Raw genomic sequence first — 13,369 nt, forward strand, 5'->3', positions numbered from 1 at the left:
TCGAGTACGTATCTTTATACGCTGAATCTCACCACTCTGAAGCAGACAGGTGGCGGCGGATGTCGCCGCCGGGGATGACCATGCGACAAGATGCAATCACGACCGAGATGAACGCGGACGAGACCGACGCGGAGGACTCCGCCGAAGAAGTACAGGTGCTGGAATTCCAACTCGGACCGGAGACGTACTGCGTCGACATCGAGTACGTGAGCGAAATCGTCGACAAGGGCCAGCTCACGGCGGTGCCGAACGCGCCGGACTACGTCGAGGGCGTGATGGACCTCCGCGGGCGGACCACGTCCATCATCAATCCGAAGTCGCTTCTCAGCATCGACGCCGAGGGCGAGTCGAAGCGCATCGTCATCTTCGACCCGAACAAGTTCGAAGACGAGGCGGCGACCGGCTGGCTCGTCGACGAGGTGTACCAGGTCGTGCGCGTCTCGATGGACGACGTGGAGGACCCGCCGCTCGAAAAGGACGACTCCATCGAGGGCGTCATCAAGCGCGACGGCGACCTCGTCGTCTGGATTTCGCCGGTGCACGCCATCGAGTAAGGCGGTTCGACGACCGGCCCCGCTTTCGTTTTCGAGACCCTAATCGGCGAGCGACTGCTCTCCCGCCGCGACGCCCTGACCGCCGGTGAGCAACACCACGACGAGCGCACAGCCCACGACGACGCCCGCGAGCCCGAACGCCGCGACGTAGCCGGCGGCGTCCGCGACGAGGCCGCCGAGCGCCGAGCCGACCCCGCCGCCGAGGCTCGAAAGCGCCGTGTACGCGCCGAGGGCCTCGCCGCGAATCCGGTCGGGCGCGAGCCGCGTCACCAGCCCCGTCGCGGTCACCGCGATGACCGCCCACGTGACGCCGATGACGAGGAACGTCGCGCCGAGCGTGACGAGCGCGGCGAACGCGGCCAACTGCGTGCCGACGACGGCGACCGCCGGGAAGGCGAGGCCGCGGGTCGCCAGCGCGCCGGCCTGGAGGCGACGGGGGTCGTGTCGCGCCGCGAACGCACCGACCTTCGCGTAGCTCGCCGCCGACCCGAGACTCGACAGGACGAACAGGGCGAACACCTCGTCGGCGGTCCGTCCGGCATCGACGAGGTACGCCGGGAGCGGCCCGAAAAACACCGAGAAGCCGACGAAAAACAGCGTCGCGGCCGCGAGATACCGGAGGAGTTCGGGGCTCATCCGCGCCCGGAGGTCGTCGAGGTCGAGGCTCTGGAGCGCCCAGTAGAGCCGCGAGGGACCGTACGGGACCGCGCGGACGGAGCGCCCGACGAGGCCGCTTTGTCGACGGATACTGCCCGAGACGCGGGCGAACCGTCGCGTCGACACCGTCGAGCGCTCGGGGTACCAGACGCGGACGAGGACGGCCCCGAGGGCGGCGGCGACCGCGGCCGCGACGAGGAACCGCCGCTGGACCGACAGCGCGTCGAGGCCGAACAGCCGCGGGGCCAGCGCCGACCAGACCGCGCCGACGACGAGGCCGCCGAGCCAGCCGTAGCCCTGATAGTGGTTGAGGACGCCGAAGCGGCGGTCCCAGTCCGTCGACGGGACGCCCTCGACGACGATGAGGTTCAACACCGGCGCGGCCGCGGCGACGGCGAACCACAGGAGGGAGTTGGCGACGAGGACCGCGACCGGCGATGCGGCGACGGCGGTGAGAGCGAGCGCCCCGGCGGTCGCCGCGAGCGCGACGAGGATGAAGGGCCGTCTGCGCTTCGCGCGGGCGGCCAGTCTGCCCCAGAGTACCGCGCCCGGCGCGCCGGCGAAGGCGGCGGTCGCGGCGATGAGGCCGACGAACAGCGCGCTCGCCCCCAGTTCGATGGCGTACAGCGGGACGACGAGCGACGACGCGCCCACCGCGGCGTAGCCCAGCGCCCAGCCGAACAGCCATCGGTCGCGGTTCCCCGCCGCCGAAGCGCCGTGTCGGTCGGTCACACGTCACGAATGAAACCGGTGAAACAAAGTCGTTACTCCCCGAACGCGCGCGAAAAGCAGGACATATATAGTCTGAACAAAATCCTCGGACAACCATGCTCGGGAGCGAACCGCCACATACGGGGGGATGGTCGTGACGGACGACTCCTCTCCCTCCTCGTTCGTGCAGTACGGTATCGACGACAAACCACCTCTTCCGACCGCTCTCCTTCTCGGCGCCCAACACTACCTCACCATGGTGGGCGCGAACATCGCCGTCCCCCTCATCCTCGCCGGAGCCCTCGGCATGCCCGCCGACGTGGTTCCGCGGTTCGTCGGGACGTTCTTCGTCGTCTCCGGCATCGCGACGCTGATGCAGACGACGTTCGGGAACCGCTACCCCATCGTGCAGGGTGCGCCCTTCTCGATGCTCGCGCCGGCGCTCGCCGTCATCGGCGTGGCGACGGCGGCCGACCAGTCGGGCGTCGCGTGGCAGAGCGCGCTCTTGCAACTCCAGGGCGCGATTATCGTCGCGGCCGTCGTCGAGGTGTTCGTCGGCTACTTCGGCCTGCTCGGACGCCTCCGGAAGTTCATCTCGCCGGTCGTCATCGCGCCGACCATCGCGCTCATCGGGCTGTCGTTGTTCAACGCCCCGCAGGTCGCGTCCGCCACGAACAACTGGTGGCTCCTCGGCCTGACGCTCGCGCTCATCGTCCTGTTCTCGCAGTACCTCGACACCGCGCACCCGGCGTTCAAGCTGTTCCCGGTCCTGCTCGGCGTCATCGTCTCGTACGTCGTCGCCGCCGGCCTCTCGGTCGCGGGCGTCATCGCGCCCGGCGCGGCGGGCTACGTGAACCTCCAGACGGTCATCGAGGCCCCGGCGCTCATGCCCATCTACCCGCTTCAGTGGGGCTTCGCGGGCGGCGCGGGGACGACCACCGTTTCGCTCCCCGTCGTGGGGTCGGTCGCCTTCGGCATCCCGCAGTTCACGACCTCGTTCATCATCGGGATGCTCGCCGGCGTCGCGGCCTCGATGGTCGAATCGTTCGGTGACTACCACGCCGTCGCCCGGCTCTCGGGCGTCGGCGCGCCCTCCGAGCGCCGCATCAATCACGGCATCGGCATGGAGGGCGCGATGAACGTCTTCTCGGCCGTCATGGGCGGCAGCGGCTCGACCTCCTACTCCGAGAACATCGGCGCAATCGGCCTGACGGGCGTGGCCTCCCGCTACGTCGTGCAGGTCGGGGCGGTCGTGATGCTCGTCATGGGCTTCGTCGGCTACTTCGGCCAGCTTATCGCGACGATTCCCGACCCCATCGTCGGCGGCCTCTACGTCGCCATGTTCGGCCAAATCGTCGCCGTCGGCCTCTCGAACCTGAAGTACGTCGACCTCGACTCCTCCCGGAACGTGTTCATCGTCGGCGTCGCCATGTTCGCCGGTCTCGCCGTCCCCGCCTACATGGGGAACGTCGGAAGCGCGGCGGCGTTCCGCGAGGGGATGCGACAGGTCGCGCTCGTCGGCCCCGTCCTCGGGACCCAACTCGTCGCCGACACCGTCTTCGTCATCGGTTCGACCGGCATGGCAGTCGGCGGCCTCATCGCCTTCTTCTTCGACAACACCATCGCGGGGACCCGCGCCGAACGCGGCCTCGAAGAGTGGGAAGACACCGTCGAAGACGACGACGATTTCGAGTCGGCGCTGGACCGCTTCCGCGGCGACGAGTCCGCGACGGCCGACTGAACCGAGCGACGCAGGATTTTCGGCCTGCCTAAAAATCGACGCGTTTTTCTATTATTAGGCGTGCCTAAAAACATGGAATACAGCAGACGGCATCTCTTACAGACGACGGGGCTCGCAGTCGCGACCGCCGGGCTCGCGGGCTGCAACGGCCAATCGAGCGATGAGACGACCACCGCCACCGAGACCGATTCGGAGACGGAGACCGCGGCCGAAACGACCACCGAGGACGCCGAGTCGTCGGTGAGCGTCGACGCCGCCGTCGCCGTCGCGGCCGAGTGGAACGCGATGCGTGCCCGGCTCTACGACACCGTCGCGCTGGCCGCCGCGGGGCGACTGGGCACCGCCGCCCGCGTCACCGGCGACGTGTTCGCCCGCTTCGAGCGGTCTTCGGGCGAGTGGGGCGCACACGAGCAGTTGGAGGCGACGAACGAACAGAACTACGAGACGTTCGAATCGCACCTCGGCGGCGCGAGAGAGGCGTACGCCGCCGGCGATGCCGAGCGCGGGTCGGACCTCGCGGTGCAGGCGTCCGACAACCTGCTTGCGGCCCAGCGCGGCCGGGTCGACGCCGACGTGGTCGACGCGCTGGAGGTCCTGCTGTTCGGCGCTCGCGCTCGCGACGCCGGACTGCTCGCCGCGGCCGGCGAGGTCGACGCCGCGGCCGAGCTGGCGAACGCGGTGTACGAGGACTTCGAGGACGCGCCCGCGCACTCGTCGCTGGAGTCCGCCTCGGGCGAACTGTACGAGACGTTCGAGGCGGCCGTCGAGGGCGCGGCCGACGCCGGCGACGCCGAGACCATCGCCGCCTCGGCCCGGACCGCCGCCGACGCGACGGTCGATGCGAGCTACGAACTCGCTCCCGAGACGGTCGCGGGCGCGGGCCACCTCGCGCTCATGCAGGCGGTCGGCTTCGACGCGGAAGTGCTGGCCGGCCTCGGCGGTCCCGGCGACGAGTTCGCCCACGCGGCCGCGCTCTCGCTCTACCGGGCCCGCGCCGCCGACGTGCCCCGACTGGTCGCCGCGGGCGAGGCCGACTTCGCCGCGACGGTTGCGAGCGACGTGTTCGCGCACTTCGAGGGCGCACGGGCGCACGAAGCGCTGGAGGAGGCCGACCACGACGCCTACGAGGGCTTCGAGGGCGGACTGGAATCGCTGACCGAGGCCGCCGAATCGGGCGACGGCGCGGCGGCCGCGGAGGCGGTAGCGACGGTCGACGAGAACCTGCTCGCGGGGATCACGGCGCTCGTCGGCGGCGAGGCCGCGACGGTGCTCGAAGCGGCGTTCTTCCGCGCCCGCCTCGGCGACGCCCGCGAGCTGGTCGCGGTCGGTGAGACTGACCGCGCCGCCGCGGTCGGTGAATCCCTCTTCGCCCGGTTCGAAGAGAACGAGGCGAACCTCCACGAGTCCGTCGAAGAGGAGTCCGAAGAGCTCTATCACCGCTTCGAAGAGGAGCATCTCGCCGGCCTCGTCGAGGACGCGGCCGCCGGGAACGCCGACGCCGCCGCGGCCCACGCCGAGGGCGCGATGGACGCGCTGTTCGAGTTCGAGGCGGCCGTCGGCGCGACCGCCGAGGTGTCGGCCGCCGAGGCCGCGTTCTTCGGTGCCCGCGGATTCGACGCCGCGGCGCTCGCGCAGGTCGGCGCGTCGGCCCGCGCCGCGACGGTCGTCCAGTCCACCTTCGCCTTCTTCGAGGCCGGCGCGGGCGGCTACCACGAGACCTTGGAAGAGGCCGACCACGACCTCTACGAGTCGTTCGAGGGCGCGCTCGGGTCGGTCCGAACCGCGGCCGAGGAGGGCGGCGACGCCTACGGCGCGGCCAAGACCTACGGTCAGAAGGCGGTCGATTCGATGTACGCCGTCGTCGCCACCGCGGCCGCGGACGCCGGCCTCGGAGCCGCCGCCTCGGAGCGCATGACCGGCGTCTTCCAGACGTTCGAGGAGGCCCGCGTCCACGAGGCCTTAGAGGGGGCCGACCGCGACGCCTACGAGGGCTTCGAGGCGGCGCTGTCGGACTACGTCGCCGCGCTGGAGGACGGAAGCGAAGTCGACGCCGCCGCGGAAGCGTACGCGACGGCGACCGCCCGCGCCCAGTTCGCCGTCGTCGGTGAAGTCGGCAAGGCCCCCGAGGCCGGGAGTGCCGAGGAAAGCGGCTCCGCCGACGCGGCGCTGTCCGGCGGGCCGAACGTCGTCGAGGGCGTCCCCGAGGACGCCGACCACGTTGTCGAGATGTCCGCCGTCGCGTTCGAGCCGGCGGAACTGACGGTATCGGCCGGCGACACCGTCGCCTTCGAGCACGCCGCCGGCGAGGCCCACTCGGTCACGGCCTACGGCGACGAACTCCCCGAGGGCGCGGCGTACTGGGCCTCCGGCGGCTTCGAGTCCCAAGCGGCGGCCGAGACCGGCTGGAGCGAGGGGAAGGGCGCGGTCCAGTCTGGCCAGTCCTACGTCCACACCTTCGAGACGGCCGGCGAGCACGCGTACTACTGCGTGCCTCACGAGGCCGCGGGCATGACGGGAACTATCGTCGTCGAGGAGTAGGTTCAACTCCCGTCGCGCCCGGTCCGCCCGAGCGCGACGAGCACGAGGTAGCCGACGAACCCGGCGGCGAACAGCAGGACCGGAATCGCGAAGGGACCGAACGTCTCGATGAGCCCGTCCACGGGACCGAGTTGAAGCATATCCGAGCCACGGCCGCGCCGCGGTTAACGTTCTCGGCGGCGACCAGTGCGGGCGACCGAACCGGGCGCACCCACCGAGCGACACCGGGCGCTCACTCGTCGTAGGCGCTGTCGTCCCCGTCCGGGTCCGCGTCCGCGTCCGCGACATCGCCGGCCACCACTTCGTCGGCCGCCTCTCGGGCGCGCGTCGGCTGCCGGACGCCGCCGTTCGAGAGCCCGGCCGCGGCCGACTGCCGGGTCGCCTCGGCGTCCGCCGAGTGGACGTGCACGTCCCGCTGGGGGAACGGAATCCCGATGCCGGCGTCGTTCAGGCGCTTGTATATCTCGCGGTTGAGGTTGTGCGTCGCCTTCCCGCGCTTGAGCGGGCTGTTGACCCAGCAGACGAGTTCGTACTCCAGCGCGTCGGAGCCGAACCGGCGGAACCGCGGGCGCGGCCGCGGGCTGTCGAGGACCAGCGGTTCGTCGAGGGCGATGTCGGTCAGGAGGTCTTCGAACTCGTCCACGTCGGTGCCGTAGGCGACGCCCACCGGGACCTTCAGCCGGCGGCGGCGGTTCGGCGCGGACTCGTTGATGATTTTCGCGGCGTTGAGCACCGAGTTCGGCACCGTCACGAGCAGTTCATCGCGGGTGAGAAGCGTGGTCGAGCGGATGCCGACCTTGACGACGGTGCCCGCCTCGCCGGAGTCGAGGACGACGTAGTCACCGATTTTGTAGGTGTCGTCGAAGTACAGCGCGATGCCGCCGAAGAAGTTGGCGACGGTGTCCTTGGCGGCGAAGCCGACGGCGATGCCGGCGATGCCCGCACCGGCGAAAAGTGGCGTGATTTCGATGCCCCAGATGTACAGGAGCGCGCCGATAGTGCCGACCGAGACGACGATGGTCCAGACGTTCGAGAAGACGGGCGCGAAGTCGTAGCGACTGCCTTTGTCCTTGACCGCGTCGACGAGGCGGTTGACGAGGCGGTTGAGCGCCCACGCCCAGACGACGATGCCGACCGACAGCGACGGCAGGCCGAAGAAGTCGTTGAGCGTCGCCGCGTCGACGACGAACGCCTCCGCGACCGCCGGGGCTCTGGAAAACAGGAAGATGCCCGTCAGCGAGACGGTGACGACGATGGGCCACCGAAGCTCTTGGACGACAATGTTGTCGAGGGAGGTCTCGGTTCGGCTGGTGTATCGAAACAGGAGGCGGATGACCACCGTCTCCATGACGAACGCGCCACCGACCGAGATGAGAAGCACGAGGGCCGTCACCTCAAGCGCCGACAGACCCGAGAGGAACGACGAGAGGTGTTGGCTCATGCCGCGAAAGTCGCGGCCACCGGAGATAACGATTGCTCCGCTGACGGTCGCGGCGGCCGAAAGGTTTTGTTCGCCGGGGGCGCGAGGGCACACCAGATGTACCGATTCGGTCACTGGGGCGTCTCGCTCCTCGTGTTCGCCCCGCTCGGCTTCGCGCTCGTGCAGGCCGGCCGCCCCGAACTCGCCTTCGTCGCCGGCGCGGCGATGTGCTGGCTGGCGATGCTCCCCGACTACGACATGCGCGTCCCCGGCATCTCCCACCGGGGGCCGACCCACACCGTCCTCTTCGCCGCCCTCGTCGGCGGCGTCGGCGGCGGCGGCGCGTACCTCCTCGCCAGCAACGCGGGCCAACCCGAGACCACGGCGACGGCGCTCGGCGCGTTCGGCTTCGCCGTGGGCGCGCTCACCATCCTCGCGCACCTCGCGGCCGACGTGCTCACGCCCGCCGGCATCCGCCCCCTGTGGCCGCTTTCGTCCCGGAAGTTCACGCTCTCGCTGTGGACCGCGGACAACACCATCGCCAACTACGGCCTGTTCGCCGTCGGCGTGTTCGCCGTGGCCGCGGCGGCGTACCTCTCGGTCGCGCTCTGAACGCCCTGAAACCCGGAGTCGAACACCCCGGACTCGGGACGGCGAGCGCCCCTCGGATATGAGGAATCGTTAAGGTCCGTCCGGGAGACCGGGGACGCATGGACGACGACGCCATGCGCCGCTTTCCGGTGCCCGACCGCGACGACCTCCCGGACGACCTGCGGGAGCGCATCGACGACGAAACCGAGCGGGCCGGCTTCACGCCGAACGTCTTCGCCGCGTTCGCGTACAAGCCCTCGCACTTCCGGCCCTTTTTCGAGTACCACGACGCCCTCGTCGAGGACACCGACCTCGAACGCCACGAGGTGGAGATGATTATCGTGGCCGTCTCCGGCGTCAACCACTGTTACTACTGCAACGTCGCCCACGGCGCGCTGGTCCGCATCTACGCGAAAGACCCGCTGCTCGCGGACCAACTGGTCGCCAACTACCGCACCGCCGACATCCCCGAGAAACACAAGACGATGCTCGACGTGGCGGTCAAACTCACCGAGTCGCCCGTCGAAGTCGGCGGAGACGACCTCCAGCGACTCCGCGACGCCGGCTTCTCCGAGGAGGCGATATGGGACATCGGCGCGGTTACCGCCTTCTTCAACCTCAGCAACCGCATGGCGATGTTCGCTGATATGCGGCCGAACGAGGAGTTTCACACGCTCGGCCGGGAGCCACGCGACGACTGACTCGAAGGAGAGTAAACGAGTGCCACGGTCATTGGTAGCAATCGGCGGAATCCTTATGCCGCCAACCGATGAGTTTCGACACGCAATGGCGAAAGGTAAGGTTGCGTTCTTCAAGTCCTCCGGCGGCTACGGCTTCATCGAGACCGACGACCACGACGACGACGTGTTCTTCCACATGGAGGACATCGAGGGTCCCGACCTCGAAGAGGGTCAGGAAGTGGAGTTCGACATCGAGGAGGCCGACAAAGGCCCGCGGGCGACGAACGTCACGCGACTCTGAGTCCGACGCGTTCCGACCGGCGACGACTCGACAGCGAAGCAGAGTTCCGCATTTTCAGCCCGCCAGCCGCGGCGCTCGCGGGTCGTGGCCGTCGGCCGTGGACGGTCGGCGGTCGCCCGCCTCAGAGCGTCCCCACCCGGCCCATCCGCCGAATCTCGTCGGCCCGCGCCCGGATGGCGTCCCACTCCTCGTCGTCCTTGCGGTCGACGTGGGAGTACATGAGTCCCATCCGACCCGTCCCGCGGAGGCGTGCTTCGTTTTCCTTCAGGAAGTCCCAGTAGAGCGCGTTGAACGGGCAGGCGTTCTCGCCGGTCGTCTTCGACACCGCGTAGGGACACGACGAGCAGTAGTCGGACATCTTGTTCACGTAGTTCCCCGACGAGGCGTAGGGCTTCGACGAGAGCACGTCGGTCGCGAACGACCCCATGGCGACCACGTTCGGCGTCGTCACCCAGTGGAACGCGTCGACGAAGCCGAGGTGGAACCACCGATTGAGTTCCGCCGGGTCAACGCCGTAGACCAGCGCGAAGTTCGAAAGCACCATCAGGCGCTCGATGTGGTGGGCGTAGCCGCGGTCGCGGACGTGACCCACGGCCTCCGAGAGACAGCGCATGTCCGTCTCGCCGGTCCAGTACGCCTCCGGGAGCGGTTCGGTCTGGTCGAGTTGGTTCGCTTCGGCCAACTCGGGCATCGACCGGCGGTAGACGTGCCGCACGAACTCCCGCCAGCCGAGGACTTGCCGCACGAACCCCTCGGCGCTGTTGAGCGGGGCGTCGCCCCGTTCGTAGGCTTCTTCGACGGCCTCGACCGCCTCGCGCGGGTGGAGCAGGCCGAGGTTGATGGCCGCCGAGAGCAGGGAGTGACAGAGCGCCCACTCGCCGTCGACCATCGCGTCCTGATACGGCCCGAACTCGGGGAGGCGGACCTCGACGAAGTGCGACAGCGCCTGTCTCGCCGCCTCGCGCGACACCGGCCAGACGAACGGCTCGGGCGACCCCCACCCGTCGGGGTAGCGCTCGCGGACGAAGTCGATGACCTCGCGCGTCGTCTCGTCCGGCTCGAACCGCGGTGCCTCGGGCGGCGTCCACCCCTCCGGCGGCGTCTCTCGGTTCCGGTCGTCGTAGTTCCACTCGCCGCCGACGGGGTCGTCGCCGTCCATCAGGACGCCCGTCTCCCGGCGGGCGTGCCGGTACCAGTGTTCCTGTCGGTAGCCGTCGGCGTCGCCGGCCCAGTCGTCGAAGTCCGTGGGCGTCGTGAGAAACAGGTCGTTCTCGACGAGCGTGAGCGACCCGCCGCGGGCGGAAACGAGCTCTCGAAGCCGCTCGCCCGCGCCGTGGCTCGGCGGGTCCATCGCGACGAGGTCGTCTCCGGGCGCGGCGTCGAAGTAGCGGTCGAGCCCCTCATCGAACGTCTCGGCTTCGACGTAGGTCACCTCGTAGCCGCGCTCGCGGAGGTCGTCGCGGAAGTGCCGCATCGCCGAGAAGACGAGCGCGAGCTTCTGGGGGTGGTACGGCAGTCGGTCGCCGAAGGCGTGGGCCTCTATCATCAGCACGCGGTCGTCGGACTGGAGCGGCGCGGCCGACGGGTCGAGTTGGTCGCCGAGGACCCAGACGGTCATGGGCGTCCCTTCGGCGGTAGAGAAAAGAGCGTGTCGGCCGGCCGATGAGTTAGCGACGCGACCCCGGTTGGGGGTCGACGTGCGCGGGCGCGAGCAGGTCGTCTATCGGTTGGTCGTCGAGCCACGACAGCAGGCGAACGAGCTGGTCGGTCGCGGCCTCGAACAGCTCTTCGCCGGCCTCGGGCGACGCGTCGGTCTGGTCACCGAAGACGCCGTTTTCGGAGTTCTCGACGGCGTCGTAGAACGTCCGCGCGCCGTGTTCGCGGAGGTGGGCGTCGCTCAGGTCCACGACACCGCCGTCGCGGGCCGAGTCGAGTTCGCCCTCGCGGACGAGGTCGCGGGCGATGTGCATTATCATCGAGGTCTCCTTCGGTCCGCCGTGGGGGCCGGGGTGGTCGAACAGGTCGGTCACGAGGTCCGGAATCGACTCGTCCCACATCCACTCGATGGCGTACATAGTGCCGTCGTCGCGGAGGCGGCGACCGACCTCGCGGAGGTGTTGGACGTTGCCGCCGTGGGCGTTGACGAACACGACCCGGTCGACGCCGTGGTACGCGAGGTTGCGCGTCATCGACTCCACGTAGTCGCGGAACTGCGGCGCGTCCACCCACATCGTCCCGTGGAACTGGCGGTGGTGGGGGCTGACGCCGACGTTGACGGTCGGCGTGCAGAGGAAGCCGGTCCGGTCGGCCGCCTCGCGGGCCAACGCCTCCGCGATGAGGTGGTCGGTGGCGAGCGGGAGGTGTGGGCCGTGCTGTTCCGTCGAGCCGAGAGGGACGACCGCGAGCGACGATTCGGCCACGTAGTCACCGAGTTCGGGCCACGTCTGGTCCGCGATGTACATGGGCGTCACCAAGCGACGACGCCTAAAGAAAGGTGACAAAGGGGAAATGGACTCTCGGAGCGCGCCGGATCAGTCCTGCTCTCGGGACCGCAGTTCGATGCGGCGAATCTTCCCCGAGGAGGTCTTCGGCAGTTCCGCGACGAACTCGATTTCGCGCGGGTACTTGTACGGGGCCGTCTGTTCTTTCATGAACGACTGGAGTTCGTCCACGAGGTCGTCGGAGCCCTCGTAGCCGTCGGTGAGGACGACGTACGCCTTGACGATGCTCCCGCGTTCCTCGTGGGGGCTGGCGACCGCGGCGGCCTCCGCGACCGCCTCGTGGGAGACGAGCGCGTCTTCGACCTCGAAGGGGCCGATGCGGTAGCCCGCCGAGATGATGATGTCGTCGGCGCGGCCCTCGAAGAAGAAGTAGCCGTCCTCGTCGCGGGAAGCGAGGTCGCCGGTGCGGTAGTAGTCGCCCGAGAACGTCTTTTCGTCGAGGTTCGGCTTCTCGTAGTAGCCGTCGAAGATGCCGGGGCAGCCGACCGGGACGGCGATTTCACCGATTTCGTCGACGCCGACTTCCGCCTCGTTTTCGTCGATGATGGTCGTGCCGAGGCCGGGCGTCGGCTTGCCCATGCTGCCGGGTTTCACGTCGATGCCGGGGTAGTTCGTCAGGAGCGCGACCGTCTCGGTCTGACCGTAGCCGTCCCGCGGGGTGACGCCGAGCGCCTCGCGGAACGCCTCGATGGGTTCGCGGTTGAGCGGTTCGCCCGCCGACAGCGCCTCCTTCAGTCGCAGGTCGTACGAGCCGAGGTCGCGCTGGGCGAACATCCGGTACTGGGTCGGGACGGCGCAGAGGCGGGTGACGCCCTCTTCTTCCATGATGTCGAGGAACGTGTCCGGTTCGAAGTCGCCGCGGTAGACGAACTGGGTCGCCCCGGTCGTCAGGCCGACGCCGACGGGGCTCCAGAACCACTTGGCCCAGCCGGTTCCCGTCGTCGCCCAGAGCAGTTCGTCGGAGAGGTCGTCGTCGGCCGTGACGCCCCACCAGTAGGGGGCGTTGACGAGTTCGAAACAGCGCATCCAGCGGTGGCGGTGGCGGACCGGCTTGGGCTGGCCGGTCGTCCCCGACGTGTAGTTGATGGACATGGGGTCTTCGGCCCGGAGGTCGGGGCCGTCGTGTTCGGTTCCGGCGTCGGCGACGAGGTCGGAAAACGAGGTCCAGCCGTCGGCGTCGCCGCCGAGGACGACGAAGTTCGAAAGCGGCGTCTCGTCGCGCACCTCGTCGACCATCTCGACGAGCGACTCGTGGACGACGGCCGTCGTCGCCTCGCAGTCGTTCGCGCGGAACGCGATGTCCTTGGGCTTGAGCATCGAGGAACTCGGGACGAGCAGCGCGCCGCGCTTGAGCGCGCCGAGTTGGACGGCGAACACGTCGGGGTCGCGGGGAAGCAGGTGGATGAGCCGGTCGCCCTTCCCGACGCCCATGGATTCGAGCGCGTTGGCGAAGCGGTTCATGTCGTCGCGGAGGTCGCCGTAGGTCCGCTCCTCGCGGCCGCCGTCGGCGTCGCGGAACCGGAGGGCGACGCGGTCGCCGAAGGCGTCGGCGTGCGACTCGATGACCGCGGGGATGTTGTAGTTCTCGGGGATGTCCCACTCGAACGATTCCGACTCGGCCGCGTAGTCGACTGCCATGGCTCGACAGACAGAACAGACCATAATAATTGTTCGT

12 protein-coding genes are annotated in these 13,369 nt (G+C 69.1%); 6 read left to right on the plus strand and 6 right to left on the minus strand.

All coding sequences use genetic code 11. The features are described from left to right. Nucleotides 1–80: 80 nt before the first annotated feature. Nucleotides 81–554, plus strand: coding sequence for a chemotaxis protein CheW (locus tag C458_RS05360; RefSeq protein ID WP_049897050.1), 474 nt, complete (start codon nucleotides 81–83; stop codon nucleotides 552–554). Nucleotides 555–593: 39 nt separating this feature from the next. Here the strand turns inward: C458_RS05360 and C458_RS05365 are convergent, their stop codons facing one another. Then, nucleotides 594–1,943: an MFS transporter gene (locus C458_RS05365; protein WP_008573888.1), complete on the minus strand. Its 1,350-nt coding sequence runs from the start codon at nucleotides 1,941–1,943 to the stop codon at nucleotides 594–596. A gap of 127 nt (nucleotides 1,944–2,070) precedes the next feature. Between C458_RS05365 and C458_RS05370 the strand changes: the two genes are divergently transcribed. Together C458_RS05370 and C458_RS05375 are read left to right on the plus strand one after the other, a co-directional pair. Then, nucleotides 2,071–3,663 carry a uracil-xanthine permease family protein gene (locus tag C458_RS05370; RefSeq protein ID WP_008573889.1) on the plus strand — a complete coding sequence of 531 codons (1,593 nt, stop codon included), beginning with the start codon at nucleotides 2,071–2,073 and terminating at the stop codon, nucleotides 3,661–3,663. 72 nt (nucleotides 3,664–3,735) lie between these two features. Further along, nucleotides 3,736–6,201, plus strand: coding sequence for a DUF5059 domain-containing protein (locus C458_RS05375; RefSeq protein ID WP_008573892.1), 2,466 nt, complete (start codon nucleotides 3,736–3,738; stop codon nucleotides 6,199–6,201). A 2-nt stretch (nucleotides 6,202–6,203) separates the two neighbouring features. Here C458_RS05375 and C458_RS18375 read toward each other — a convergent pair whose 3' ends face one another. Together C458_RS18375 and C458_RS05380 are read right to left on the minus strand one after the other, a co-directional pair. Beyond that, nucleotides 6,204–6,341, minus strand: a complete 138-nt coding sequence (locus tag C458_RS18375; protein ID WP_004043713.1) for a hypothetical protein — start codon at nucleotides 6,339–6,341, stop codon at nucleotides 6,204–6,206. 92 nt (nucleotides 6,342–6,433) lie between these two features. Continuing rightward, nucleotides 6,434–7,642, minus strand: a complete 1,209-nt coding sequence (locus C458_RS05380) for a mechanosensitive ion channel family protein (RefSeq protein WP_008578292.1) — start codon at nucleotides 7,640–7,642, stop codon at nucleotides 6,434–6,436. Between the two features lie 96 nt (nucleotides 7,643–7,738). On the opposite strand from C458_RS05380, the gene C458_RS05385 reads away from it, so the two are divergent. The 3 genes from C458_RS05385 to C458_RS05395 all read left to right on the plus strand — a co-directional run bounded on the left by C458_RS05385 (nucleotide 7,739) and on the right by C458_RS05395 (nucleotide 9,193). Next, nucleotides 7,739–8,233 (plus strand): metal-dependent hydrolase, encoded by a 495-nt coding sequence (locus C458_RS05385; protein WP_008573897.1) that lies wholly within the window; start codon nucleotides 7,739–7,741, stop codon nucleotides 8,231–8,233. Between the two features lie 98 nt (nucleotides 8,234–8,331). After that, on the plus strand, nucleotides 8,332–8,913 hold the full coding sequence (locus C458_RS05390) for a peroxidase-related enzyme (protein ID WP_004043710.1): 582 nt from the start codon (nucleotides 8,332–8,334) through the stop codon (nucleotides 8,911–8,913). 85 nt (nucleotides 8,914–8,998) lie between these two features. Beyond that, nucleotides 8,999–9,193 (plus strand): cold-shock protein, encoded by a 195-nt coding sequence (locus C458_RS05395; RefSeq protein WP_004043709.1) that lies wholly within the window; start codon nucleotides 8,999–9,001, stop codon nucleotides 9,191–9,193. 121 nt (nucleotides 9,194–9,314) lie between these two features. Here the strand turns inward: C458_RS05395 and C458_RS05400 are convergent, their stop codons facing one another. The 3 genes from C458_RS05400 to C458_RS05410 all read right to left on the minus strand — a co-directional run bounded on the left by C458_RS05400 (nucleotide 9,315) and on the right by C458_RS05410 (nucleotide 13,332). Beyond that, the gene (locus tag C458_RS05400; protein WP_008573903.1) at nucleotides 9,315–10,811 is read right to left on the minus strand and encodes a cryptochrome/photolyase family protein; all 1,497 of its coding nucleotides are present in this window, start codon (nucleotides 10,809–10,811) and stop codon (nucleotides 9,315–9,317) included. A gap of 49 nt (nucleotides 10,812–10,860) precedes the next feature. Next, the gene (locus tag C458_RS05405; RefSeq protein ID WP_008573904.1) at nucleotides 10,861–11,655 is read right to left on the minus strand and encodes a creatininase family protein; all 795 of its coding nucleotides are present in this window, start codon (nucleotides 11,653–11,655) and stop codon (nucleotides 10,861–10,863) included. A gap of 69 nt (nucleotides 11,656–11,724) precedes the next feature. Continuing rightward, the gene (locus C458_RS05410; protein WP_008573905.1) at nucleotides 11,725–13,332 is read right to left on the minus strand and encodes an acyl-CoA synthetase; all 1,608 of its coding nucleotides are present in this window, start codon (nucleotides 13,330–13,332) and stop codon (nucleotides 11,725–11,727) included. Between the last annotated feature and the right edge of the window lie 37 nt (nucleotides 13,333–13,369).

It is taken from the genome of Haloferax sp. ATCC BAA-644, assembly GCF_000336975.1.
In the GTDB taxonomy this organism is placed as follows: domain Archaea; phylum Halobacteriota; class Halobacteria; order Halobacteriales; family Haloferacaceae; genus Haloferax; species Haloferax volcanii.

Coding starts and splice junctions, on each gene's coding strand:
- C458_RS05390 (WP_004043710.1), top strand. CDS start 8,332: ATGGACGACGACGCCATGCGCCGCTTTCCGGTGCCCGACCGCGACGAC.
- C458_RS18375 (WP_004043713.1), bottom strand. CDS start 6,341: ATGCTTCAACTCGGTCCCGTGGACGGGCTCATCGAGACGTTCGGTCCC.
- C458_RS05405 (WP_008573904.1), bottom strand. CDS start 11,655: ATGTACATCGCGGACCAGACGTGGCCCGAACTCGGTGACTACGTGGCC.
- C458_RS05385 (WP_008573897.1), top strand. CDS start 7,739: ATGTACCGATTCGGTCACTGGGGCGTCTCGCTCCTCGTGTTCGCCCCG.
- C458_RS05380 (WP_008578292.1), bottom strand. CDS start 7,642: ATGAGCCAACACCTCTCGTCGTTCCTCTCGGGTCTGTCGGCGCTTGAG.
- C458_RS05375 (WP_008573892.1), top strand. CDS start 3,736: ATGGAATACAGCAGACGGCATCTCTTACAGACGACGGGGCTCGCAGTC.
- C458_RS05400 (WP_008573903.1), bottom strand. CDS start 10,811: ATGACCGTCTGGGTCCTCGGCGACCAACTCGACCCGTCGGCCGCGCCG.
- C458_RS05370 (WP_008573889.1), top strand. CDS start 2,071: ATGGTCGTGACGGACGACTCCTCTCCCTCCTCGTTCGTGCAGTACGGT.
- C458_RS05395 (WP_004043709.1), top strand. CDS start 8,999: ATGGCGAAAGGTAAGGTTGCGTTCTTCAAGTCCTCCGGCGGCTACGGC.
- C458_RS05410 (WP_008573905.1), bottom strand. CDS start 13,332: ATGGCAGTCGACTACGCGGCCGAGTCGGAATCGTTCGAGTGGGACATC.
- C458_RS05360 (WP_049897050.1), top strand. CDS start 81: ATGCGACAAGATGCAATCACGACCGAGATGAACGCGGACGAGACCGAC.